We start from the raw sequence: 24,709 nt of genomic DNA, 5'->3' as shown, positions 1-24,709 counted from the left end.
GCAGCGTTGAGCGGCTTACCGTGACTTTCCGTTCGGATGCGTCTCACGAGAGCGTTTTCGCAGGTCACGACTTGCGGGTAAGCCAGTGGGGGTCGGCCACCCACTGAGGGCGATCACGTCAGTTTCGGTGGAACGCCCTTACCGCCAGCACCGATGGAACGGGGTGCTCACGTGGCTCAGAAAGCCAATCGATACTCAGTCCCGCGTCGATGAACGCGTTGATCAGGTCGGGCAGCGGCACGTGGCTCATGCCGACCCGGTCTCGGACCCCGCCTTCGCGCCACCACGGCGAGCGCTTGTGCCAGCCCTTGAGCCGGTAGGTGGGGTGGATGACCACCGCTCCGTCCAGGCGGAGCTCGATGTGCGGACCGTTGAAACAGGGGTGCACCCCGTAGAACAGCAGCAGCCCGCCCGGAAGCAGCACCCGGGCCGCCTCCTTGATCAGCCCGGCGAAGTCGCCGATATCGGTGGAGACCCAGAGCGCGGTGACGGTGCCGAAGGTGTCCGCGGCAAAGGGGAGCGTCGTCGCGTCACCCTGGAGGAGCGGGGCGCCGTCCCTGCGCCGGGCCAGACGCAACTGGTCGGCCGAGCGGTCGAGGCCCACGACGGTTCGACCAGTGGATCGGATGGCATCGAGGTAGAGGCCGGTGCCGCAGCCGACGTCCAGACACAAGCCTTCACCGGGGCCCAGAAGATCGGCTATGTCGGCGATGTTGGCGGTAGCACCGGGCCCGATGTAGTCGTCGTACCACTCAGCTTGGCCGTCATATCTCGCGGTCATGACTCATTCAAACATCAAGTCCACACGGCTCCTGACATCATCTCCGCGCGCAACAGCTGTGATGCGCGACTTGGGTGGAGTGAGTCCAACGCGACGCACGGCGACCTCGCCAGCCCTGGACTGCGGCCGGTGGGGGTCTCCGTAGCAACAGCGAAAATCCAACGGATATAGCTCTGAAATGCGGGTTCTTAGAGTTCGTTGCAGGCAGATGTGACGCGGGTGGTGTACGTCCGGTGCGCCTTGCGCGCGGCTGATCCGGCGGCTTGCTTGGCCAGGGCTGCGCTCTGCTGTAGCGCCGCTCGGTGCAGTGTGAGTGGTGCGGTGACGCGGACCGAGTAGCCCTGGCCGCGGCGGATGGTCTGCCCTGCGGCGATGGCTTGGTGGACGGCGTCGTCGCCAGCGGTGCGCAGGTAGTCAGCGAGCAGGCCGGGCAGGTCGAGGGTGATCTCCGGGTCTGGCTTGGACTGCCGGTGCTGCTGTTGGTCGGCCTCGGCAGGCAGGACGTCGAGTTGCCCGGGCAGGTCTCGCACGCCGACGGCGTCCAGGATCCGGCGAATCGTCTTGGGAGCGACCTGGTGGCGGCGGGCCAGCGCCTTGATGGCGGCGCCTTCGCCGAATGCTTTGACCACTTTCGCGGCCTGGGCCTGGTCGAGTGCGGAGGGGCGGCCGAGGGTCTTGCCTGCGGCCTCGGCGGCGGCGACGCCTTCGCGGGTGTTCTCGCTGATCATGTCGCGCTGGAACTCCAGCACTGCGGCAAGGACCGAGACCATCATCTTGGTGCCGGGGTCGTCGCTGGCCAGGTCGATCCCCGATAGGAGCCCGGATTCGACCCGCAGGTGCAGGCCGCGGCGGATGAGCACGGGGCGCAGGGCGAGGATGTCGGCGACGGAGCGGAACAGGCGGGCGGCATCGGCGATACGGATGGTGTCGCCGACGGCGGCCTCCTGCAGGAGCCGGGTGAATCCCGCGCGCTCCAGGGAGAGCCGGCGGCTGGAGGTGGCGGGGTCCTCATAGATGGGGGCGCCGGCGGCCAGCAACGCGGCCAGGGCGTGCCGTTGGCGGGCGTCGGTCTGCTTGTCGGTGGAATGCCGAAGGTAGATGCGGTCGGCCATGCCCGATCGTGTCCCTTCCCAGGTCGCCCGGTGTTGATTTCAGGAATCCTGTGCAGGGCTCTCAGAAGGTGTCTGCAGGAGGTCTGCGGGGATTCGGTCGATGGCGATGGCGATCGCTTCGGCGGCTGTGGTGACGTGGTGCAGGACGGCGCTGTTCCGCCCCTCCCTGAGGGTGTAGTCGCCGGTTTCCCGTGGTGATTCGATTCTTCTGCCCGTGCAGCGTGCTGTGGCGGCCATCGTAGGAGGCGAAAAGGGGAGGCGGAAGTGGACATCGGACCTGATTGGATCGGCGGCTCGTTCCAGCAGGTCGGGAATGGCGTTCTGATTGGATCCGTTGCGGGGGCGGAGTCGGTCGATTCCGCCCCCTGATGTTGATCGCCGCCATCTACACGATGTCGTCCTCCCAGTCCGGCTCATCGGGGTTGCGCAGCAGCCGGATGCCGGCAGGACCGAGGTCGGGCTGAGCGAAGGAGTAGGTGCCGATCACGTTGATGTGCCGGCGGACGAAGGGCGACAGGCGCGCGACATCTTCCTCGGCCAGGGGGTAGCCCTCGGCCTTGAGCTGATCGAGAGCCTGGTCCATGTAGAAGGTGTTCCACAGCGTGACGCAGTTGAGCACCAGGCCGAGCGCGCCGAGCTGGTCCTCCATACCCTTGTGGTAGCGCTGGTACAGCTCGCCCTTCTTGCCGTGGAAGACCTTGGCGGCCAGGGCGTGACGGGATTCTTGAAGGTTGCGCACGCCCTTGATGTCGCGCCGGTAGGGCTCTTCGACCGCGTAGGTAAGGATGTGCAGGGTCTTGAAGATGCGCCCGTAGTGAGCGATAGCCTCTCCGAGCGGGGTGGGGTTGCCATCCCGTTGGATCATGCGCATCAGGTCGTAGGCGCGGACCTCGCCGGTGTAGATCGACACCACGACGCGCAGGATGTCGCCCCAGTGCCGCCTGATCTTGTCCAGGTCGATCTTCCCGCGCGCGAACCGGGACAGGCTGCCGTAGTCGGCGTCCTGGATGCGCCACCCTTTCTGGTCGGGGATGTCGGCCAGCGCGGGCCGGTACTGCATGCCCAGCAGGTGGACCAAGCCGAAGACGACGTCGCTGTAGGAGCCGGTGTCGGTCACCAGGACCTCCGGGCGCGGCCCGCCGTCGCGCCGGAACGCCACGTCGATCATGTGGAGGGAGTCGCGCACCGTGCCGGTGACGACCTTCGCCCCGAGCCCCACTCCACGGTCATTGATCATGTTGAGCCAGGTGACCCCGCGCGAGCGGCCGAAGTACTTCTTGTTCGGGCGGGTGTAGATGGAGGGCACCGGGACCACGAACCGCATCCCGTCGATCGCCGCGACCAGCCCGCCGCCAAGTGCATGGGCGAAAGCGATCTGCCCCTGCTCGTCGATGAGCGGGCCGTTGGCCAGGGTGTAGGTTTCGGCCGACAGGTAGTTCTGCGCCACGTGCGACAGCCGTCCGCGCTCCAGCGCGGGTGTTCCCGCTTTCACCACCGGCGCATACCCGATGTTCAGCGCCTGGGCGGTCAGGCAGGCCGCGACCGAGATGGGGAAGTCGGCCAGCTTGCTCACTCCGCCGGCGACCGAGGTGAACGCCGCTTCGAACATCGGAACCCGGCCCATCACCTCCAGCAGCAGTTCCGGCAGGTCAACCCGCGGCAGCATCGCCAGGACACGCTTGCGCAGGTCAATCAGGGACGGCGGTTCCGGCAGGGCACCCAGCTTGGCCACGTGCAACCGTCCCTGCGCATCCACGCTCACATCCACCCCCTCGCGCCCGGCCTGCCCGGCAACGTTCTTGAGCGCCAGGTGCAGCACCAGCGCGTGCTCGGCGAGCAGCTGCCCAGGATCCTCAGGCAGCTGCAGGTCCACCAGCGCCGGCCCCTTGGCCGCCTCCCACCGCACGCCGTCCAGCAGCTGCCCACGGGGATCCCGCCAGCGAGCCGAGGCCTCGGCGTAGACGTCGCGGCGCTTGAGGTGGCGGTGGAACTGGGTGAGCACGCACATGGTGTAGGCGTTCTTATCCACCGTGCTGCCGTTCGGCAGGTTCTTGAACACCAACCGCTTCCAGGACCCGGTCACCAGCGCGGGGTCGATGTCGGCCTCGGTAACCTTCTTCTTACGGCCGTCCAGCAGCCGGGGCAGCTGCTTCATCGCCGCCAGCGCCCGCGCCCCCTCGGCGTTGGACCCGAACTCGATCACCGTGGTCAGCATCTTGAGGAACCCCGACACAGTCGCGATGCGGGAGGCCAGTAGCGCCCGCATTTCGCCATCGGCATCGGCCTCGGGCGGCGGCACCATCTCGGTCACCGCCGCGACAGCCTCGCGCAGCTCCCGCCGCGGCACGATGGCGTCGATCGCCTCCCACACCTGATCCAGCCGAAGCTCCTCGCCGTACTCGGTGACCTCCAGCAGCATCTCCACCGCCGCGGCGAGCGTGGCCGAGTGCTTGGCCAGCTTGGGATGCTGGCGGGCCCGTTCCTTACCCGCCGCGGTCTCGGCCTTGCCAAGCAGTTCGGTGCTGACCAGCAGATCCAGCATCTCCAGGCAGTCGTCGACCGCCTTGCCCTCCAGGTAGATCCCCGTGGCCAGCAGTGTGGCGAGCTGACGTGAGGGGCCGTGGTGGCGCAGGGTGGTCGCGGTGGCCTGCATGCCGTAACGGGCCAGGTCCACCATCCGCCGGTGCGGCACCTGCGGTGGCAGCGGCATGATCCCCAGCCCCACCCCGAGGATCTCCGCCGCGCGCTCCAGCGCCTTCTCCAGGTTCTTACCCGAGGTCGCCGCCGGGCTCTTGCGCCAGCGTTCCAAGTCTGAGGCGCGCCTGCCGTCGGGCACCTCCAGCAGCATCTCCAAGATCACCCGCTGGCGTGGGGACAGCACCTCATACAGGGTGTCGTAGAGCCGGTCGGTGGCCTCATCACGGACCCGGGCGACCAGCCGGGCCAGCGTGGTCACCCCGGGCAGCAGGACCTTGTTGGTGCGTAGCCACGTCACCCCGTCATAGAAGATCGTCTTCTTGCCGTCGCCGGTGTTCCATGCCCGCGCATCAGCCCAGGCAACGAAGTCCGCCTCTGCGTGGGAGAACTCCTTCAATGCGTAAGCGTCCCGGATCACCTCTTGGTGTTCGAACGACGTGTTGCGCCGCTCGGTGTAACGGTCGATCTGCGCGACGTCCTCGATCCCGAGCTGGTCGGCGAGATACTGCACCACCTCCTCGGGCGCGTCCAGCGGGTCGGTCAGGAAGCGTCCGATGAACCGAGCGGTGGTCAGCTGCAGGGCAAAGCCCAGACGGTGGTGTACCCCGCGCCGCTCGGTGACCAGCGCTCGGTCCGCGTCGTCCAGGAAGAAGAATCGCTCCAGCTCCGCCTGGGACGGAGCCCCCGAGAACCGGCCGTATGCGGTCGCCTCATCATCACTTAAGAACTTAACTGGCATAGCCGCCGAAAGTAGGGCAGCCCCAGCAGCCAGGGCGAGCAGAAGATCAAATAGTTAGCTGGGGCGGCTGCTAACGGGACTTTTCGTTCCGATGCTCGTCATGCCCCTAGACCAAAGGATCAGCGCCTGCGCATCCCCGCCTCACACCATGATCATTATCAGCGTCAACCGCTGTTCCTGAATTCCTCAGCCCCGTGCTCGGCTGGACGCTCGGCGAGCAGCCGGGCCACGGCCTGCTGGACCGCGCGCTCGATCTCCCCGCTGGCCTGTTGCCGGCTCTCGTGCGCGTCGCGCAGCCGGGTCTCGGCGATGGCGGTCGCGGTGCGCGCCTGCTGCAGTGCGCGCTGCCCGGTAGTGATCTCCTCGCGCAGCCGGGTGATCTGCGCGGTGAGGTCCGCGCGGACCTGCTCGGTGCCGGCGAGCAGGTGCTCGCGCACCCGGGTGGTCTCGGCACGGGCCTCCTCGGCGGCGGCCAGCGCGGACGCGCGGCCGGCCTCGGCTGCGCTCGCCCGAGCTTCTGCGCTCTTCAGCCGGTCGGTGAGGGCGTCCGCTGCGGCGCTTCCGGCGGCCAGGGCGTCCCGCAGCTCGGTGAGGCGGGCCTGCAGGCCCGCCCGCTCGGCGGCGGCCCGCTCGCGCTCGGCGGCCACGATCGTGGCCTGCTCGCTCAAGGCTTTCTCGGCCCGGTCCCGGGCCTCCAGGGCGGCGGTGACGCGGCCTTCGGCCTGGCCCCGGGCGTGTTCGTGCGCGGCGATCCGGCTCTGCGCGTCTCGCCCGGCCTGTTCGGCGGCCCGCTCGGCCGCGGCGCGGGCCGCCTGATCGGCGGTGGCCCGCGTCCGCGCGGCCCGCATCGCCTGCTCGGCGTCGCGTGCCCGCTGGTCGGCGGCCTCGGCCCGGGCCTCGGCCTGCTCGGCCTCGCGCTCCAGGTCGGTGTTGCGTTGCAGCAGGCCGGAGCGCAGTTCGGTGAGCAGCCGCAACTGTTCGGTGCCCGCGGCGATCTGCGCGCGCAGCGCGGGGGCCTGGCGGTCGGCCAGCTCGGCCAGTCGGCTCAATCGCTCGTCGACGGCGCGGTGGCCGGCCAGCCGGCGGGCGGTCTTGGCCTCGGTGGCGCAGGAGGTGTCCGGGCAGTACTCCGGGCGCCGTCCCGTGGCCTTCGGCCGGGCGAAGGCGGTGCCGCAGTGCCGGCAGGCGATCATCTCGGCGGCGCCGGACGCGGCAGGGGCCTCGGGCACGGTCGGCGGGGCATCCGGGATCGAGGTCATGGTGATCAGCGTAACACCCCTCCCTTTTCCGGAAACCGGAAATGTTTTAGTTTCCGGATTCAAGAATGCATGGCCTCCATAATTAGTATTATGGAGGCCATGACGAAGATCGTTGACCTGCGAGCGGGGGGCGTCGCGACGCCACCCACCGGGGTCCGGCGGTGGCTGTCCGACACCGAGCGCGCCGGGCTCACCGAGGCGGGCGCGGCCCGGCTGTCGCTGGCCCGCGCCATCGGCCAGGACTCCCCGGCGGCCGGGCCGGTGGAGACCTGGCTCAACACCATCGATGCCGACAACACCCGCGCCGCTTACGCCACCGACGTGCGTGCGTTCGTCGAGTGGCTACGTGAGCGCCACCACGTCGAGGCCGATGACGCGCCGGTGAACCTGCTCGCGGTCGGTATGGACGTGGTGGCGGCCTACGCCGACGCCATGCGCGACATGATCGGCCGGTACCGCAAGCCCCTGTCGCCCGCGAGCCGGGCCCGCCGGCTGGCGTCGCTGTCGGCCCTCTACAAACACCTCGCCGCCCGCCAGGTGGTCGCGGCCAACCCGGTGCGCGAGCTCGAGCGCCCGAAGGTCAGCACCGAGGGCGTCACCCCGGCCCGGCGGAACGAGGAGATCGGGAAGATGATCCAGGCCGCCGGAGGCGACCTCCGCGACCTCGCCCTGGTGCTGCTGTTGTACGTCTCGGCGTTCCGCGTCACCGAGGTCTGCCGGGCCCGCGTTGACCAGCTCCACCGCGAGGGCGGCCGCACCCTGCTCGCGGTCCCGATCAAGGGCGGCAAGACCCGTACCGAACCGCTGGACCCGGGCGTGATCGAGATCCTGGACAGGTATCTTCGCGGCCGCACCACCGGACCGCTGCTGCTCGCCGACAACGGTCACGCCCTGGTGCGCCACCACGTCCCACCGATCCTGCGCCGCCTGGCCCGCGCGGCCGGGCTGCACGACCCGGCGGCGATCAGCCCGCATGTCGTCCGCACCTCGGCCATCACCGCATGGCTGGAGGCCGGCCACCCGTTGCAGCGGGTCCAGCACAAGGTCCGGCACGCCTCGGCGACCACGACCCAGCGCTATCACCGCCGCACGCGCGGGATCGAGGAGGACGCCGCCCTGTCGGCCGCCCTCGTCGCCGAGTTGCCCCTGGGCGAGGTTCTGAAGCGACTGCGCGAAGAGGGTGGATGAGCTCCCTCTCCGGTCAGATCTGCTGTTCTTCGGCTTGATTCTCTCGCAACCCGGCTACTTTACATTGTAGATTCAAAGCCTTTGGCGCGGACGACTTCGGCCTTGGGGAACATCGGTACAGCCGTTGGCGCTGAGATTGATCATGGTCCGCTGGCACACCGTTCGGCCACCCGGGACAAGGCGATCGCCGAGCTGGTGGCCGACGTTCGCCGTCGATGGGCCGAGCAGCGCCGGCGGTGACGTGACGGCTGAACCGTATCGGCGGATGGACAACCTGATGTTCATGGTCGCGGAGATGGAGCGCCGCGTACGTGGGCAGGCCGGTCGGTGCCGGAGGCCGATCGGCCGGTGGCGGTTCAGCCCTGACGGTCGGCCCAGCAGCTGCCACATTCGTCGCCTCGGCGGCGGGCTCCGGGGTGCCGCGGGCAGGCGGGGCTGTTCCGCGGCGGGGCGGGCAGATCGTTCAGGCGGTGCAGCAGGACCCGGCCGTGGTCGCGGATGCCGCCGGGATTCCGGGTCAGATGCTCGCGCAACGCCATGGTCGTCCATCCGTCCGCCAGGGCGGCCGCCACGGCAGGGGTGGCCTTGACGACAACGGAGGCGGCGAGCCGCCAGGGAGCGGGCAGGGTCCGCAGGAACGTCGTCGCGGCCTCGCTCGGGACGGTCTGCGCCGGAGTGTCACCCGGCGCCTTGGCGGGAAAGTGGGTGCCGAGCGCCGCGTCCTGCCCGGTGGCTGGAGACTCCTGTCCTTCCTCCCCTTTCGGGGGCACACCGTCGGGGAGGGCGGCGGAGGAGGGGGCGGAGGAGGTCTTCGTATCGCTCTTCTTGGTCTTCTTCATCTTCGTCTGGTTCGTGTGCGCCCCAGCGCACGACCCGGATGCGCTGGGGCGCACAACCGGGATGCGCTGGGGCGCACCACGTTGTGCGCTGGAGCGCACAACGGAGTGTGCTGCGTCTTTGCCGGCCTTTTCGGCGGCCAGGCGTGCCTTGCGTGCCTGGTGGAAGTCGGCTGAGGAGATGAGCCCGGCGTAGCCGGGAGGCGGGGTCTGGTGGATCTCGTACACGTGGCGGCCACGCAGCCCGCCGCTGACGCGTTGTTCGTAGACGTCGATCGCACCGAGCTCCACCAGCTGGTCGATGTAGCGGTCGACGGACTGGGGGCGGCTGTAGCCGAGGATCTCGGCCAGGGCCTCGCGCGAGGGCCAGACGGTGAAGTCGCCGCGCTGCTGATTGACGTGCATCGCCAGTGCCCAGTACAGGGCCTTGGCCTGGCAGTCGATGTCGCCGAGCACCACCCAGTCGCCGAGCTGGGTGAACGGGGCGCGCCGCCCGGCGGTGACGATGATCTGCTCGCCGAGGTCCGCCGCCCCACCTGGAACCGTGCCCGCCCGGGTGGCCGCGGCGTTTCCCTCACCTCGCGACCGGGGCGTCGGGGGCTGGCCGGGCGCGCTCATACCGCCTCCGCCCTATCTTGGCAGAGCCGGGCGTTGACCTCGGAGCTGTGCGGCACTCTGAGTGTTACGAGAAAAATGGAACGCTCCATTCGGGTTTGCCTGGTCTGCCCCTGTACGGGAGGGGGAGAGTGCCCAAGAGGGTCACGAGACGGTGCCGGCCGCGGGAGAGCGGCTGGCCGTCCGGGGCGGCTTTCCCGGGGCCGCCTTCGGGCACCTCGGCGAAGTGGTCGAAGCACGACCGTGCTCCCGTCGCCGGTCGCCGGCCTCTCCGGGCCGGACCGCGCTCCAGGACTCGCCGCGAATCACGGCCTCCCCCACGCCCTGCCCGTTGTCGCCGGGCGGCCTCCACCTCCCGGGCCTGGGCGGGTCGCGGACGGCCGCCGCATGCGGGTCCGCTCCGGTTCCGGCCCTCGTCGTCTGGTCGACGCCCTGTGCGCGGCATCTCGCGGGAGGGGCTCCTTCCGTCCGGTCCGTAAGGGCGGGCCACCCCGGTGACAGCACGTCGCCGGTGTCACACCGTTTGAAAATTCAATGGACATGTACGCAAAGTAGGATTCACATCAACACAGAGTAATAAGGTTTATCGAAATGGTACAGAATGATTGCTCAGGGTAATGAGCCGAGATCGATCCTGAGGTGAGTGCGACCGAGGCGGACGGGTGATCGCCCGTCGGACGGGATCCTCATGAAACCGCGTCCGTGAACCATGGCTGAACCCGCCGGATAGGTTCGGTCGGTGCGTCCGCCCTGTCGCGCTCCGCTCTCGGATCGCGGTGGCCTGGCCGGTCGTGACTCGGTCGTGGCCGCGTCGCCCGGTGGCGGCCCGCGGCACCGGCGGTTCGCTGTTGAACGTGGGGGCACTCATCGGAGTCCTTGCGGTGCAGGCCCCCACGGGCGCCCGCGGGACGCCCGGATTGTCGAACACGGCCACGACGGGTTCGAGGGGCGCGACGGCTCCGGCTCAGCGGCAGCCCCTCGCCGATCACGAGCCGTTGCCAGGCGGTCAGGAGGATCCGGCGGGTTCGCTTGAACCACCCGGCAAGGCCGGCGGAGCGCGGACGGACGTCAGCGGCGCCGACGCGCCCCCCGCGCCTGTCTCGACCGGTCGGGATCACTTCTCCGGTGCCGGCGCTCATGGCTCAGACCTTCCGTTCTGCCGCGGCCGATGGGCGCGGTCCGGCGAACTGCGACGGGGTGTGCCGATCGCCGTCGTTACGGTGTGTCCGACGGGCGACGATCATCCTTGTGCTCGCCGATGACGACATTGGTCATACGGCCGTACTGCCAGTACCACTCCCGGACGCCGTGCAGCACGCAGACATAGACGGAGCCGATCTCCGTGGAACGCTTCACGGCCTGCGCGGCGACCTGGTCCCAGGTGGCTGTGATCAGTGTGGTGGTGCACCGTTCGGCGCCGACACTGACGAGTGTGTACACCTCGATCTTGTCGAACATGGTCTCGACGCCATCGAGCAGCTGAGGCCGGTGCCAGAACAGGAAGGTCAGCCAGGCGGGCCAGGCCAGCCCCGCGAGCGGTATCAGCAATGTCCCGGTAATCCACAGGTGCGCGTTCATCGCGACTCCCTTCATCGCAGCCCTGTTCCGGCGACCCGCCGCCGGCGCAGGAGGCTCGCTCTTGGCACCGGCGTCCTGGGGGGTCGCTCGGGCACATGGAGAGATTGGCCGAATCGTGACGGCTCGCCGGGCGACAGGCTGGGCATGACCCCCGGAGTCGCCCCAAACGACTCCGGGGTGTCGCCCTCCCCCGCTTCTCGGCGGCCGCGACCTCCACCGGCGTCACCGGTGATGTTCCGGGTATGCCGGGGACGCCACTGCCCGATCGCGAGGAGTTCGGCCGGCGTCGAGGCCGGAGCCACCCTCGGCACCGAGGGGCTCGACACCGCCGTTTCGGCGGCTCCGCCTCGAAACGGCCGGTGCCGTGTGGTGTTGGTCCCCCCGACCTGCACCACGCACCAGACCGTCACCGCCTGCTCCGGCGAGTCGCCGGTCCCCGCCCGAGAGCGGCACTCCCTTGAGCACCACCTGATCGGTCGTGGTCACGGCGCCTTCCCATCGGCGGCGTCGGCGTCGCCGTGGCCGAGCAGGCGTTCGCCGCCGGTCACCATGCCGCCGTTGTCCTCCGATGACGGCGGCGACCTGTTCGTGGTTCCCCACCGGTTCCCAGGCCATCTTGCCGCCGTTCATCGAGGTCCCGGCCGTGACCGGAAACGATCGCCTGGCGGTCGGCGCCTCCGCCCCCTACCGCCAGGTTCGCCGTGGAGGACAACCCGTCACGGGTTCGGCCGAAGACGCGTGCCGAGCACCCGGGCATTTCCGTCAATCTCGCGGAACGGGCTTCCTTCGTGCCTGTACGGGCTCTGTCGCCGCTCGCGTCCCGGGTGCGTACGAGCGTTCACCGCTCGTCCGCGCGGGCACTGGAACATCCGGGTGTCCGGGCGTCCGGGTGTTCGGGCGTCCGGCAGCGATGTCACCAGTTGCCGCAGGCCCGTGTCAGCGGTGCTGGCCGCCGCCACCGGGCTGGCCGCCACCGCCACCGCCGGGCTGACCCCCGCCGCCGGGCTGACCCCCGCCGGGCTGGCCGCCACCGCCGGGCTGACCCCCACCGCCGGGCTGGCCGCCGCCGCCACCGCCGGGCTGGCCGCCGCCACCATGCTGGCCGCCACCGGGCTGACCGCCCCAACCGCCGTGCTGACCACCGCCACCGCCGTGCCAGCCGGGGTGACCGTAGCCGCGGCCGGGCAGGCCGTACCAGCGGCCGGGCAGGCCGACGGGCTCGTCGCACCAGTCACCCGGCAGGGCGTACTGGCGGCCGCTCACGATGTAGACCGGGCGGCGCTGGCCCGGTCCGCAGCTGGGCGTGACGTACACGCCGCCGTTCATGACGTACTGGCAGCTGGGGAGGGTGTACTGGCGGCCGTTCAGAATGTAGACGCGGCCGTCGCCGGCGCCGTACTCCTGACCGGGCAGGCCGTACCAGCGGCCGGGCAGGCCGACGGACTCGGCGTCCCAGGCGCCCGGCAGGGCGTACTGGCGGCCGTCCACGATGTAGACCGGGCGGCGCTGGCCCGGTCCGCAGCTGGGGGTGATGTACACGCCGCCGTTCACGACGGACTGGCAGCTGGGCAGGGTGTACTGGCGGCCGTCCAGAACGTAGACGCGACCGCCGCGCTGGCTGTATCCATGACTGTTCGAACCGTACCCGCGGTAACCGCCTCCCCGGCTCCACGAGTTGCCGGGGTACGGGGTGGTGGCCGCCTGCGCGGCCGCCGTGGTGGTCGCGGTCGCCGCGCTCGCGGAGATGTCGGCCAGCGCCGCTGGAGTGACCAGCGCGGCCGCGGTGAGAGCACCGGCGACGAGAGCTTTTTTCATCGTCAAGGGACGACTCCTTTTCGTGAGGTTTACCGGCGGGGGCGAGCCCCGTCCAGGCCGGCGGAATGACGAGTGCGCATTCGGGGAGCCAGCGGAGAACGACGCGACAGAACATCGTTTTTCGGTCGAGACGGTCTGGGCCGAGCTCTTGGTGGGATCGCCACCTGAAGATCAAGGGCGCGGACACTTCAGATCGGGCACCGCACAGCGAGCGTTGCCGGCCCCTGATTGTCAGCAGATTTTGCTGACAATCAGGGGCCGAACAGGTCGGCGACGCACACGCCCGCCACCGACCTGGCGGCGTTCGCTCCGGTGCGGCGGAACGCGCCTTCCTTGACCGGACCGCCGGCACGCTGCTCGGTGAGAGCCACGTGGCGAACGAATTCAGCCACACCGCGACTGCTTCCAGGTGTCAGGCCGCTCATGAGCACTGTGCTTCGCGAGTGCATTTGTGGCTTTCCCACCATCGCAGTCCCTTTCGACGTATTGCGCGTCATCAGATTTTGCTGACAGCCCGACTGCAGGTGGGACTGTAATGCGAATCGCTCGGCGAGCGCAGGTGAACCCGGAAGGTCTGACATACCTGTTCTCAAGATGAGTGCGTTCTGTGATTCACCCCATTGACGGAACCGCTATCGGTTTTCTCAGAGGATTTTTGCCAATTGTCGGAATTCAGCAGGCATAATGATGGCGATCATGGCGAGAAAAAGGTGAGGAAACGACAACCGAATGCCGTCATGGCGCATGGCGGCGGAGCCGTCACCCGTCCCGCCGGGCGGCCGCATCCGCGATCACATCGAGGACGGGACCCCAGGTCATTCGGTGGCGCCCTCACCGGCCGGCACCTCACCCCCGGGAGAAGGAGGGAATCGCCGATTTCCGGACGGGTGGGGGTGAGAGGCTGATCTTTCGCGTGCCCGGGGACTACACCCCCGAGCAGTACACACGCCTGGCCAACGAGCTCCAACGAGCGATCGACGCCACGCGACCAGACCCCGGCGGTAAAGAGCGGCACCGACCATGAGGAATAGGAGCTTTCCTCATACGCCATCGTTACCGGGGTCAGATACGCCAAACTCTCCAGGCATCCGAGCGATCTGCACACCGTACAAACGCTCAGGAAACAGCTTGGGCAGAAAGGCCTCGGTGCGTGATCAACCCGTCATCGTCGTCCCGGCCATCGGCACGGTTCCACCGCACCCCCCTGGCATTCGGCTGCCCCGGGGTCATCCGCCTGCTCCCCGGCCACCAGATCATCGTCCATGTCAACGAGATGCAGTTCAGCCCTGAACTGACCACCCCGATGGACACGATCAGCGCCACCGTGCTCAACCTGCTGCACCCCGTGGACGAAACACTCCCCACACCGGCCCTGCGCATCCGGTTCCGCCGCAGCGCCGACCTCGCCGACCAACTCGCCATCGTGGAGATCACCCCCCACGAGATGACCATCGGCATCGACAAGACCCTCATCTCCGAGGACCTGGCACACTTCCTCGGCGAAGCCGGCACCCAGGTCACCCGCGACTTCATCCGCCGCACCACCTAACCCCCCACGAACCCACCCGCGACCTGACCCACCGAGACCGCACACCGGACCGGAACAAAACAACCGCGCCCACGACGGCCGCCTTGCGCCGAGCCCTGCTCGCCGCCCATCCCGGCCCCGGCGTGTCGGCGCCGGGGCCGGGAATCGCGGCGGCATCGCAGACTCGCCGACCGGCTCGACGCCACGACCAGACCAGCGAGGTCCAGGCCGGCTGGTCACCGTGACCCCATGCCCGGGGCGTCGCCGGCGAGTGCCGCCGTCGGCCATCGGTGGCACGTCGCTTCACCGGCGCGCTCACCGTCCCGCGCCCGCGAGGGCTCCGTTACGAGGAGGCGCGTGGGGTGGACGCCGTACTCGCCACCGGGGCCGGCCTGGAATCGCCGGGCGTGGCCGCCGGCACGCCCTGAAGCGGCTCGATCGTCCCGGCGTGTACCTGGGAGGGTTTTCCCCCAGGGAGGGCCGCCAGGCGGTCCGGCAGGCCGGTCACACGCCCCGCCGCCTTCCCGCCTTCATGCCTTCGGTGCGTCGTGCCGACCGGCCTGATGATCGCAGGCTCGTAAGCCGTGGCCGGGGACACACGCGACGAAGGTCACACTCCCTGTTGTCAGCGGAATTCGCTGACAACAGGGAGTGAAAATTGTCATGGGCAACCGTTAAACCCGGTCACCTATGAAGAAGCGGCGGATCAGTAGCAGACAGGGGCGCAGACGGGGCCGCAGATGGGGGCGTACTGGACGCCACAGCCACCGCCGACGACCGTCACGCCACCTCCCACGAAGCCGGCGTTCACGAAGCCCCCGCCCACGAAGCCGCCCCAGGGAAGGCCCCCGAAACCGCCCCAGGGAAGGCCCCCGAAACCGCCCCACGGACGACCGCCCCAGTGGCCGCCCCACGGACGACCGCCCCAGTGGCCGCCGCCCCAGTTCCCGCCGTGGGCCATGGTGGTGGCCTGCGTGACTTTGAGCGGCTGGTACGAAGTGGACGCAGAGGCCGAGGCGGCACCAGGAGCCGCGACAGCCAGAGCAGCACAAGCGGAACCGACCAGAAGCAGTCGGCGAATCATTGTCATGTGACCTCCCGTTCGATTTCGATCACTCATCGTGACCACTATTACGCTATCCAGCTTCTGATCATGGTTCTGGACGCGGGCAGGTCAATGGACGGCAATCAAGTGACGCGGGTGGCGGGCGGTGCCACGTTCTGGGTAAATCGTCCGGCAGGTCCGGGCGCTGTGCGCGCCCCGTTTCCCAGGCCCGGCCCGGTGCCCGCCGCGGTGTTCCGCGAACGTGACGGGCACCGGGCCGGGCGATCATCCGCGCCTGTGCGTGGCCCGGCGGTCCGCACGTCTTCTCCCGTGGGGCGCCGCCGGTGCCGGGAGACGCCCGGCCGCCTGGTGGGCGCCGTCCCCTGGCATCGGGCGGCCTGCGAACGGAGACGGGGGTGACGTCCGCGGAACGCCTCGCGGCGTGCGCGTCTGGTCCCAGATATCCATGATCGGCGTGGCGGAGCGCCATCTGACACCGCTGAGGGCGTACGGCTGGACGTCGTCGGGCGCGACCTCGGCGAGATCGTCGAACAGCCGAGGCCGGACCAGGGCGGCCCGGCACGGGCGCCAGGCCGCCGCCACGAGCAGCGCCGGGAGCACCGTCCCGCTAACCCACCAGTACACATTCATATTCATAGCGACTCCTTCGTCGCCGACGCGTCCGAGGGTCCGTCGCCGGCGGATGAGGTTGTTGTCGTCGATTGCCTCGGATGTCCAGGGGGTACCGAGGTGAGGGGATTGACGACGACCAAGACCCTGGACGTGGGAAGAAGGAGTTCGGCGGCATCTTCTGATCAACGTGATCGCCCCAGGTCAAGACCGCTTGAGAATCCGCGTTGTGGTTGAGACCCCCTCGCGGGGCTGGGCGGTGCCGTCACAGCCGACGGCCGGCGTTCCGGAGGGCGAAGGACACCGCGGTGCGCTCGTCCCCGGCGCTACGGCGGCGGCGCCACAGCCGGGCCGTCACCTGGATCCGGTAGGGACGGCCAGGCCGAGAGGCCGTCCGGAGACGCTGACCTGACGTCTCCGGACGGCTGAACGTGGTCCGGCTGAGTCATCGTCCGGACTCCACGGGGCCGCGCACGTCCGGGCAGCCGGTGAGCACACCGCTTGTCAGCGCCGTGTCACGCGGTCCCGGACACCGTCCCGCCCGTCTGCGCCGTCCCAGGCCGAGCCGTGGCGGTGACCGGGCCGGCCGTCCCAGAGGCCGGGGCCGATGGGCCGGCTGAACCCGTGGCCGGGGCCACCGGCGCGGCCGTACCAGTGGCCGGAGCCGAAGGACCGGCCGTGCCAGCCGCCGGGCAGGGCGTAGTGGCGGCCGCTCACGATGTAGACCGGGCGGCGCTGGCCCGGTCCGCAGCTGGGCGTGACGTACACGCCGCCGTTCACGACGTACTGGCAGCTGGGCAGGATGTAGGTGCGCCCTCCCAGCACGTACCTGTGGACGCGCGGGCCGTACCGGTCCCAGGGAAGGTCGCCCCTCCTGAAGCCGGCGAAACCGCCCGGGCCCCACCCGCTCCCCGGGGAGGGACTTGCGGCCGCCTGGGCGGTCGTGGCCGCCACGCCGGTCAGCGGGGCGGCCTGCGCCGCGGGAGCGGCCACCACGATCGCGGATGTGGCCAGGACACCGGTGATGAGTACTCTTTTCATCGTCAACAGACGACTCCTCTCGCGAGATCTATGGGAGCCTGTGGGCTCCCGCCGAGGCTGAGGTGGTGCCGGATACGCGTTCCCGGAGCCGTCGACGACGACGTGCCGGGACGCGTCCTTTCGTCGAGGCGGCGCGTGTGCCCGGGCCCTCGCGGCGAGAGCCGCTCCGACGATCGAGAGCATGGGGTCACCCGGTCAGGTGCGTACACGACGAAGATCACAGAGCTTCTGTGTCAGCAGATTTTGCTGACAACAGAGGGTCGAACAGGTCGAGGGTGGGCACGCCCGCCGCCGACGCGACGGCGTCCGCGGTGGTGCGGCGGCACGTGCCTCGTTTGAGCAGGCTGTTAATACACTGCCTGGTGAGGGACGCACGGTGTGCGAACGCGGTAACACTGCCAGCCGTTTCGCCGGATATGAGTACACGCAAGAGCGCCGCGCTCCGCAGGTGCATTTGCGGCTTTCCCGCCATCGCCAACCTCTCCGATGGGTTGCTCTGTCATCAGATTTTGCTGACAACTCAACTGCGTGTCGCACTGTAATGCGAATGGGCAGGCGATACCGGGGAACTCGAAAGGTTTCGCGTCCGAGCTTTCCGCCGCGGGAGCCACAGCGCCATCCATCTTGTTGACAACGGCGGTTCCCGGGGTTTGCAGAGGATCGTTGCGCGCTGTCAGGATCCAGCAGGCATCATGATGGCGATCACGGCGAGAAAAAGTTGAGGAGCTGACAACCAAATGCCGTCATGGCGCGTGACAGCAGATCCATCCCCCACCCCGCTGAGCGACCACATCCGCGATTACGTCAAGGTAAAAGACCTCAGTATTCGCACGCTCGCCCTGCTGTCGGTGGACCCGGTGACCGGCCAGCACCTCACCGCCCAGTGGATAACCGACGTGCTGAGCGGCCGGGTGCCCCGCATGCCCGACGTATGGCGCCTGAACGCTCTGGCGGTAGGACTCGGCCTTGACCCCGACAGCGTGAAGGCGATGGCCATCACCCAGTGGATGGGGTGGGAGATCGCCGATATCCGGACGGGTGGGGGTGAGAGGCTGATCTTTCGCGTGCCCGGGGACTACACCCCCGAGCAGTACACACGCCTGGCCAACGAGCTCCAACGAGCGATCGACGCCACGCGACCAGACCCCGGCGGTAAAGAGCGGCACCGACCATGAGGAATAGGAGCTTTCCTCATACGCCATCGTTACCGGGGTCAGATACGCCAAACTCTCCAGGCATCCGAGCGATCTGCACACCGTACAAACGCTCAGGAAACAGCTTGGGCAGAAAGGCCTCGGTGCGTGATCAACCCGTCATCGTCGTCCCGGCCATCGGCACGGTTCCACCGCACCCCCCTGGCATTCGGCTGCCCCGGGGTCATCCGCCTGCTCCCCGGCCACCAGATCATCGTCCATGTCAACGAGATGCAGTTCAGCCCTGAACTGACCACCCCGATGGACACGATCAGCGCCACCGTGCTCAACCTGCTGCACCCCGTGGACGAAACACTCCCCACACCGGCCCTGCGCATCCGGTTCCGCCGCAGCGCCGACCTCGCCGACCAACTCGCCATCGTGGAGATCACCCCCCACGAGATGACCATCGGCATCGACAAGACCCTCATCTCCGAGGACCTGGCACACTTCCTCGGCGAAGCCGGCACCCAGGTCACCCGCGACTTCATCCGCCGCACCACCCACTCCGGCCTTGGGGAACATCGGTACAGCCGTTGGCACTGAGATTGATCATGGCTCTAGCTGCGGATCTCCGTGTTCGGGTGAGGCCGGGCCTGGAGGCGTTCACTGGACAGACCCGGGTGGGGCTCGCCGTAGCCATAGGAGGTCCAGGCCGACGAGCGCGCATGCGGCTGGAGCCCTCGAACCCCGATCGTCAGGCTCCCATGACCAGCACGGAGGGCAGGCGCAGGCCCGGACGCATGCGCAAGAGCTGATAGAGCAGGCCCGAGGTGCCGGTCATCAGAGCGGGCGTCGCGGCATCGGCGGCGATCCCGGTCCTCGGGCCGTCCTCGCCCACGCTCGTGATCACGTGAGCGGTCCAGGGGCGATGATGGGTCCGGTGAGCGCGTACGCCCTCCAGCAGCTCCCACGCGCCCAGGTCACCGTGGCACAGGTCATGGCGGCCTGATGCCCCGGCCGCGGCGACGTGGTCGGCGGCGCGCAGCGCCGGCTCCAGATGCGGAACGCGGCCGGTACGCCGGTAGAGGTCCAGGTGGGCCAGGCCGATGCCGACGCTGCCCCGGCACCAGGTGTGCGGGTACGTGGGGACACCCAGCTGGAGGTCACGCCATCCGCGGGCCGGATCGTAGCTTTTCTGGTCGAAGGCCAAGGCGCGCTCGGCCAGCCGGACCCAGTCCTCCTGCCCGGTCTTCAGGCCCAGACGGGCCAGCGCCCAGCCGATCCCGGTGGCTCCGTGGGCGAGCCCGCCGGAACCGCCGGCACTCCTGAGGCCGGTGTCGTCGGAGCCGGGCCAGCTGACGGTGCCGTCGTCGTGGTGCCGGGCGCGCGCGGCCAGTTCGGTGGCCATGCGGACGGCGGTCCCCAGGTGGACCGGATCGCCGGTGTGCTCGCTCAGCGCGATCAGCGGGGCGATCGCACCGGCCAGCCCGGACAGGACGTCGTTGTCCTCAGGGCCGAGATCGCGCTGAGCGAGCAGGTTTCCGGCGGTGCGTGCGTGGTCCGCGGCATGCCCGAGACCGGTCAGCCGGTCCAGCAGCATCCACGACCAGATGCCGGCGCCCAGACCGATGTAGGCGCCGGCCGGTATGTGGGAGGCCCAGTGGTTCTCCATCGCCCGCAACGTGCGCGCGGCCGCCGCCAAGGTCTCCGGCAGATCGTCGACGGGGACGGCCTCCCCACGGTCGACGGCGTGCTGGTAGGCGGCCAGCGCCACGGCGACGCCTGCCTGGCCGCCGTACAGGTCTTCGGCCAGCGGGGCGACGTGGGCGGCCTGGTCCTCCAGGAGGACGCCGATCCAGGTGACGGTGCCGTCCTGGCCCCAGATCGCCGTCCGGCACAACCTCGTGGCCAGGTCGGTCACCAGGTCGAGGTGTCGCGTCTGATGGTCCGGCCCGCGACCGGTGCCGTTACCTGACGCCCGGGCCGCGAAGGCCGGGCCGGAAGCGTGCAGGACAGGGTTGTCGAGGTAGGCGTTGACCATCGACGTCGTGATGACGGAGCGCTCGAGGGCTGGATCCAGCGCACGCCAGGAGCTCATGGCGGTGTCGATGAGGTTCCCGTGTTCACCGGCCGCGACCCCGCCGGGGCCGGTGACGTGCCCGGTCTCCGGGGTGAGGGTGAACATGGGGACGTCCCCGACGAGCAGGTCTCCGATCTCGGCGGCCACCACGTCCTGCCCGAGGTCGGGGCCCGCCCCGCTTTCAGGCGTGGTCAGCAAGTGAGTGACCCGCTGGACGGCCGATGGCTGGTCGCGCAGCGAGGCCGGGTGCCACAGGGCGCGGGCCAGTTCGGTGTAGCGGGCGGTGGCGCGTGGCACCAGCCGAACCTGACAGCCGGCGAACCGTTCCAGCGCGGCGCGCAGGCGTCCGTCGCGGTCGAGCCGGTCGATCCGGGACACCCCTTCGGAGAATCCGGCCAGCAACTGGCCGACGTGACGTTCGGGGGCCGGATTCGCCGTGGGATGGCTGGATTGACCCGCGCTCACCGCGTCGAGATGCTTGAGGACCAGGCGAGGCTGGTCGGTACCGGCGCCCTCCAGCAGGGGCAGGGGCACCCGCGGTTGCTGGCCGGCCAGCGTCCCCAGCGCCGACATGTCCAGTCCGCCCATCGGCGAGCCGGTCGCACGGCTGGGCAGCAGCAGGCTGCCCGCCACGGTGCGGGCGACGCGATCCCGCGCCCGCGCGGTGGCCTGCCCGAGCGGCGTCGAAGGGGCGGGAGGAATCGGGGTGAACAGCGTCTCGCAGTCCACCACCACGGGCATCGGCCCATGCGCGATGACGTTCTCCGCGTGCAGGTCGGAGCCCGCCAGCAGTCGAGAGAGCGCCAGCCACCAGCCCATCCCACGATAGAAACGCCGCACCTGCGCTTCGTCCTCGCAGTAGCGGTGCTCGACGAAACGGGCCCACCCGTATCCCCGGCCGGTCACCACCCGCGGCACGCCGATCCACGGCGCCCCGTCGTCTTGAAGCTCGTCCAGCAGCGCCGCCAGTGCCGCGTCCACCTCCAGCGGGCGCGGCTTGTACATCACCGTGCCGTGCTCGAATCGCAGCCGCGCCACCGTACGGCCGCCCTGATGGCTGTCTCCCGCCCCGAACTCCACCTGGCGCAGCGACCCGTCACCCCCCAGCGACGCCAGCCGGTCCCGATCGGCGACAAGGCGCTCCGCCGATTCCGCCGCCGCTCTCACCCGCCCGGTCACCAATGATTCGAGCCGCGCTCGCAACGCCGGGTAGGTGAGGTGCAGGTGCGCCCAGAACGTCTCCGTGGCGGCCATCCGCTCGAATTCCCGCCATCGAGCCGCGCTGTCGGACGCGGTCAGCCGGCCCGTGAGCCGCGCCGCGTGCAGTTCCACGACCAGTACTCGGTTGAGCCGCAGCCGTACGGTGTCCAGCAGCCACCGGCGCGTCGCGCGCGCGAACACCTCCCGCTCCGAGGGCTGGAGCCCGCAGCGCGCCAGCCGATCGGTCAGATCCCGCATCGCCGGATCCATCACCGGGTCCAGGGCTCGCGTGAAACCCCGCGCGCCGGGATCCGTCATGACCTCACCACCGGTTGCCCCTTCCCGCTCCGATCGGCGAGACCGCGCCGGGAAAGACCTGAACGGGCTCCCGGCGCGGCCGTGAGGATTCCCTACGCGCCGAGCGGCATCCCCTGCTGCGCCATGGTGGTGGTGCAGGTCGTGGTCCACTCCGCCGTGGCGCGCAGTTGCGGCCGGCCGTGGCTCGCCCTCATGGGAGCGGGGGGCGGGAACTGCTCCCCTGCCGGGCTGGCGGGCATGTCCGGAGCGGACACCCCATCCCGCCAGGCTTCGATCAGCTTGGAGACGTTGGAGACGGGGACCATGGTCGTCATAGTTTCCACCCTTCTCGGATGAAACAGACGCCCCTGCCCTTCAGAGGCAACGGGCGCGGGTCCCGAAACCCGGAACCCTAGCCTCACGTACGGATCTTCTCCCTCGATCGGTTCCCGGCCCTCTGCCGTCGAGAACCGGAACCCGGGGCGGACCCGCCGCCGGTGGGACAGAAAGGCCGGGCCGTTGAACGGGCCTGCCGGTCGTGGGCGGCGGGCGGTCCGGGTCTCTCCGGGGATCGGTCGGCGATCCGGCCGTCACCGGGGTGGCGGGACCAGGCGGTCCCACCACCCCGGGTGCCGGTTTCGTCCGCCGGCTCACCGCCGGCGTCGTCCACGGCCGATGCGGGAGACGAAGGCCGGCCGCTTCGCGATCACTGAGGGAGGCGGATCTCGCAGGTGGTGGCGGGGTCCTCCTTGGCGGAGTCGAAGCGGACCAGGTCGTCGCCGGCGCCGCAGTCGAGGGTGCCGTCCACGATGCCGTCGTTGGCGAGGATCCGGTCGGCTCCGCCTCGGCTGTCGATGGTGTCACGGCCGAGGCCGCCGACCAGCACGTTGCTCTGGTCGTTGCCGGTCAGGGCGTCGTCGTGGGCACTGCCCTCGACGCCCTCGACGTCGTCGCTCACATTGTCGCCGTCGAGTCCGGCGCGGCCGTCGTTGCCGATTCCGTCCAGCGTGACGGCCACTCCCAGCCCGGCGCGGCTGTAGGAGACGACATCGTGGCCCTCGGAGTCGGCGCCGCCGCTGTAGGTGATGCCGCTGGCGGCGGTCTTCGCGGCGCCGGCGGCGAAGTGGTCGCTGCCGCCCTCACCCAGGACCTGCCCGCCGAGCCCGACCTCGGTGGTGAAACGGTCGTCGCCGTCTCCCAGAGAGGCGACGATTCCGGTGATCGCGCCGCTGTTGACCGTGCAATCCGCGAAGTCGTGGTAGCCGGGGCCGCCCGGCACGAGGTAACAGCCACCGCTCGGCGCGATGTCGCCGTTCTTGTCCTGCACCCTCACCCTGGTGCCCCACCCCTTGGTGATCTTCACGTCGTTGTCGGCGGCGGTCCCCGTGAAGACGATAGTGGAGCCCTCCATGCGGACCGTGCTCTTCACGGTGGCCTGGCTCGGCGTGGCCAGTCCACCGATCATCGTGGCCGACATCGCGGCCAGGACCGACATCCGCAGCAGCTTCTTCGTGGCGGTACGCACCGTGTGCTCCTCGTGGGCGATGAGTTTCCCGACGGAGATGATCTCCCATCGGCTTTCACAGAGCAGTACGCCCGCCGCTGACCTGCAGTTCTCTAGCGGTCAAAGTACGCACAACGCCTCTTGGCCGCCTTTCGCCGCCGTGGTCGGAGGCGCTCGATGACGGTGACGTTGACCTGGCCGCCCCCTCGCACATGGTCTGCAGGCCGTACCTTCCGCCGGTGCGTTCCCACCGCGGATCGCAGGCGGACATCCTGATCGTCTCAGTCAGAGCGATGGCCGAGACGTGATCGCGCGTGACGAGAGGCAAGGGGGCCTGGGAACCGGGGGCCGGCTTGGGCCGGCCCTGAGCGCACCCCGTCCGCTCAGGGCCGCGACCGCCCGAACGCACCTCATCCGCTCAGGGCCGCGACCGCCCGAACGCACCTCATCCGCTCAGGGCCGCAGCCGGTAGAACCGCCAGAAGCCGAATCCCTCGATGGGCAGCACCTCGACACCGCCGAAACCGGCCTGCGCGGCGTAGCCGCGCAGCGTTCCGGGCCGCATCACGGTTCCCGTCCCCGCCGACGACGGCTCCGACATCCCGTCGGGCAGGCAGACGAGCAGGCTGAAGCCGTACATCAGCCGCTCGGTCTCGTCACCGGGCGCGGTGAAGGTCTCACCGACGGCCTCGTCCATGACGACGACCTGCCCATCCGGCCGGAGCGAGCGGCGCATCGCCTTCAGCGTGTCCACCGGACGCGGCATGTCGTGCAGGCACTCGAAGGCGAAGACCGCGTCATAACGGCCGGTCTCCAGCGTGGCGGCGTCGTGCGCGGCGAAGGAGACCCGCTCCCCCAGGCCGGCCGCGGCGGCGTTGCCCGCGGCCAGCTCCACCGACGGGCCGTCCACGTCGACGCCCTCGACGAGGGCCCGCGGGTAGGCCCGGGCCAGCGCGATGGACGACCAGCCCGCACCGCAGCCGACGTCGGCGATCCGGGCGCCCGGCCGGCGCAGCACCGCGTCCAGGTCGGTGACCGACGCCAGCGCGGCGGGCAGCTCCCGCTCGAACCAGGGCCGGTTCATGTCGGCCTGCGACTCGCGCATATCGGTGCCGAACTGTGCCCAGCCGACGCCGCCGCCCGTGCGGTAGGCCTCCAGCAGCGCCGGCAGCTGAACGGCCGCTCCGGCCAGCATCCGCGCCAGCGGTGCCAGATAGGACAGGCTGCCGGTGTCGGTCAGCACCTCGGCGGCGGCGGCCGGCAGTCCGAAACGCCCGTCGCTCTCGAGGGTCAAGATCGCCGATGACGCCTGCTGCTCCAGCCACTCGCGGGTGTAACGCTCGGCGCAGCCGGTACGGGCCGCGAGCTCGGCGGGCGTGGCCGGGCCGTGCTCGGCGAGCGCCCGGTACCAGCCCAGCCGATCGCCCACGTGGACCGACAGCACCTCGATCGTTCCCAGTGCCGAGCCGAACAGCCGCTCGGCAAACTCCTCCGTTGTCTTCTCCACGTTCTCCTCCTCAGGTCGGCGTCATGGGTTTTCGTCTTCGGTGAACGCCTCGTCCTGACGCAGGTGGACCGGGACGAGCAGGGGCTGATGCCGGGAGCGAGGCGGCGCCACGTCGAATCGGT

The 24,709-nt window shown here is 69.7% G+C and carries 20 protein-coding genes; 5 read left to right on the top strand and 15 right to left on the bottom strand.

Annotated features, from left to right (window positions below):
• Nucleotides 1–118: 118 nt before the first annotated feature.
• From ACTOQ1_RS34870 to ACTOQ1_RS34850, 5 genes are all read right to left on the bottom strand, one after another.
• Nucleotides 119–781: a class I SAM-dependent methyltransferase gene (locus tag ACTOQ1_RS34870; RefSeq protein ID WP_440072236.1), complete on the bottom strand. Its 663-nt coding sequence runs from the start codon at nucleotides 779–781 to the stop codon at nucleotides 119–121.
• A gap of 188 nt (nucleotides 782–969) precedes the next feature.
• A complete protein-coding gene (locus ACTOQ1_RS34865; RefSeq protein ID WP_440072235.1) occupies nucleotides 970–1,893 on the bottom strand; it encodes a recombinase family protein in 924 nt (307 codons plus the stop codon).
• A gap of 39 nt (nucleotides 1,894–1,932) precedes the next feature.
• The gene (locus tag ACTOQ1_RS34860) at nucleotides 1,933–2,310 is read right to left on the bottom strand and encodes a DUF6193 family natural product biosynthesis protein (RefSeq protein ID WP_440072234.1); all 378 of its coding nucleotides are present in this window, start codon (nucleotides 2,308–2,310) and stop codon (nucleotides 1,933–1,935) included.
• Entirely contained in the window at nucleotides 2,279–5,329 is a 3,051-nt protein-coding gene (locus ACTOQ1_RS34855) for a Tn3 family transposase (RefSeq protein ID WP_440072233.1), read from the bottom strand. Before ACTOQ1_RS34855 ends, ACTOQ1_RS34860 begins: the two co-directional genes overlap by 32 nt.
• Before the next feature lie 164 nt (nucleotides 5,330–5,493).
• The gene (locus tag ACTOQ1_RS34850) at nucleotides 5,494–6,588 is read right to left on the bottom strand and encodes a hypothetical protein (protein WP_440072232.1); all 1,095 of its coding nucleotides are present in this window, start codon (nucleotides 6,586–6,588) and stop codon (nucleotides 5,494–5,496) included.
• A gap of 99 nt (nucleotides 6,589–6,687) precedes the next feature.
• On the opposite strand from ACTOQ1_RS34850, the gene ACTOQ1_RS34845 reads away from it, so the two are divergent.
• Nucleotides 6,688–7,776 carry a tyrosine-type recombinase/integrase gene (locus ACTOQ1_RS34845; protein ID WP_440072231.1) on the top strand — a complete coding sequence of 363 codons (1,089 nt, stop codon included), beginning with the start codon at nucleotides 6,688–6,690 and terminating at the stop codon, nucleotides 7,774–7,776.
• A gap of 356 nt (nucleotides 7,777–8,132) precedes the next feature.
• Here the strand turns inward: ACTOQ1_RS34845 and ACTOQ1_RS34840 are convergent, their stop codons facing one another.
• The 4 genes from ACTOQ1_RS34840 to ACTOQ1_RS34825 form a co-directional block, all read right to left on the bottom strand.
• Entirely contained in the window at nucleotides 8,133–9,230 is a 1,098-nt protein-coding gene (locus ACTOQ1_RS34840) for a helix-turn-helix domain-containing protein (protein ID WP_440072230.1), read from the bottom strand.
• Nucleotides 9,231–10,442: 1,212 nt separating this feature from the next.
• Nucleotides 10,443–10,805, bottom strand: a complete 363-nt coding sequence (locus tag ACTOQ1_RS34835; RefSeq protein ID WP_440072229.1) for a hypothetical protein — start codon at nucleotides 10,803–10,805, stop codon at nucleotides 10,443–10,445.
• Between the two features lie 936 nt (nucleotides 10,806–11,741).
• Complete coding sequence (locus ACTOQ1_RS34830) at nucleotides 11,742–12,626, bottom strand: hypothetical protein (protein WP_440072228.1); 885 nt, start codon at nucleotides 12,624–12,626, stop codon at nucleotides 11,742–11,744.
• Between the two features lie 245 nt (nucleotides 12,627–12,871).
• Nucleotides 12,872–13,012, bottom strand: a complete 141-nt coding sequence (locus tag ACTOQ1_RS34825) for a hypothetical protein (RefSeq protein WP_440072227.1) — start codon at nucleotides 13,010–13,012, stop codon at nucleotides 12,872–12,874.
• Nucleotides 13,013–13,770: 758 nt separating this feature from the next.
• Between ACTOQ1_RS34825 and ACTOQ1_RS34820 the strand changes: the two genes are divergently transcribed.
• The gene (locus tag ACTOQ1_RS34820) at nucleotides 13,771–14,169 is read left to right on the top strand and encodes a hypothetical protein (protein ID WP_440072226.1); all 399 of its coding nucleotides are present in this window, start codon (nucleotides 13,771–13,773) and stop codon (nucleotides 14,167–14,169) included.
• Nucleotides 14,170–14,438: 269 nt separating this feature from the next.
• Nucleotides 14,439–14,576 carry a hypothetical protein gene (locus tag ACTOQ1_RS34815; protein WP_440072225.1) on the top strand — a complete coding sequence of 46 codons (138 nt, stop codon included), beginning with the start codon at nucleotides 14,439–14,441 and terminating at the stop codon, nucleotides 14,574–14,576.
• 278 nt (nucleotides 14,577–14,854) lie between these two features.
• Here ACTOQ1_RS34815 and ACTOQ1_RS34810 read toward each other — a convergent pair whose 3' ends face one another.
• Nucleotides 14,855–15,109, bottom strand: a complete 255-nt coding sequence (locus ACTOQ1_RS34810; RefSeq protein ID WP_440072224.1) for a hypothetical protein — start codon at nucleotides 15,107–15,109, stop codon at nucleotides 14,855–14,857.
• 1,218 nt (nucleotides 15,110–16,327) lie between these two features.
• The gene (locus tag ACTOQ1_RS34805; RefSeq protein WP_440072223.1) at nucleotides 16,328–16,864 is read right to left on the bottom strand and encodes a hypothetical protein; all 537 of its coding nucleotides are present in this window, start codon (nucleotides 16,862–16,864) and stop codon (nucleotides 16,328–16,330) included.
• 752 nt (nucleotides 16,865–17,616) lie between these two features.
• On the opposite strand from ACTOQ1_RS34805, the gene ACTOQ1_RS34800 reads away from it, so the two are divergent.
• Together ACTOQ1_RS34800 and ACTOQ1_RS34795 are read left to right on the top strand one after the other, a co-directional pair.
• Nucleotides 17,617–18,039 carry a hypothetical protein gene (locus ACTOQ1_RS34800; RefSeq protein ID WP_440072222.1) on the top strand — a complete coding sequence of 141 codons (423 nt, stop codon included), beginning with the start codon at nucleotides 17,617–17,619 and terminating at the stop codon, nucleotides 18,037–18,039.
• 126 nt (nucleotides 18,040–18,165) lie between these two features.
• Complete coding sequence (locus ACTOQ1_RS34795) at nucleotides 18,166–18,603, top strand: hypothetical protein (RefSeq protein WP_440072221.1); 438 nt, start codon at nucleotides 18,166–18,168, stop codon at nucleotides 18,601–18,603.
• 151 nt (nucleotides 18,604–18,754) lie between these two features.
• Here ACTOQ1_RS34795 and ACTOQ1_RS34790 read toward each other — a convergent pair whose 3' ends face one another.
• From ACTOQ1_RS34790 to ACTOQ1_RS34775, 4 genes are all read right to left on the bottom strand, one after another.
• The gene (locus ACTOQ1_RS34790) at nucleotides 18,755–21,598 is read right to left on the bottom strand and encodes a type 2 lanthipeptide synthetase LanM family protein (RefSeq protein WP_440072220.1); all 2,844 of its coding nucleotides are present in this window, start codon (nucleotides 21,596–21,598) and stop codon (nucleotides 18,755–18,757) included.
• 92 nt (nucleotides 21,599–21,690) lie between these two features.
• Nucleotides 21,691–21,912, bottom strand: coding sequence for a hypothetical protein (locus tag ACTOQ1_RS34785; RefSeq protein WP_440072219.1), 222 nt, complete (start codon nucleotides 21,910–21,912; stop codon nucleotides 21,691–21,693).
• A 371-nt stretch (nucleotides 21,913–22,283) separates the two neighbouring features.
• Entirely contained in the window at nucleotides 22,284–23,102 is an 819-nt protein-coding gene (locus tag ACTOQ1_RS34780; RefSeq protein WP_440072218.1) for a hypothetical protein, read from the bottom strand.
• Nucleotides 23,103–23,534: 432 nt separating this feature from the next.
• Nucleotides 23,535–24,587: a class I SAM-dependent methyltransferase gene (locus ACTOQ1_RS34775; protein ID WP_440072217.1), complete on the bottom strand. Its 1,053-nt coding sequence runs from the start codon at nucleotides 24,585–24,587 to the stop codon at nucleotides 23,535–23,537.
• Nucleotides 24,588–24,709: the final 122 nt, after the last annotated feature.

The sequence above is a fragment of the Streptosporangium sp. OZ121 genome (genome assembly GCF_051918885.1).
GTDB lineage: Bacteria > Actinomycetota > Actinomycetes > Streptosporangiales > Streptosporangiaceae > Streptosporangium.
This window is presented reverse-complemented; position numbering and strand designations above follow the sequence as displayed.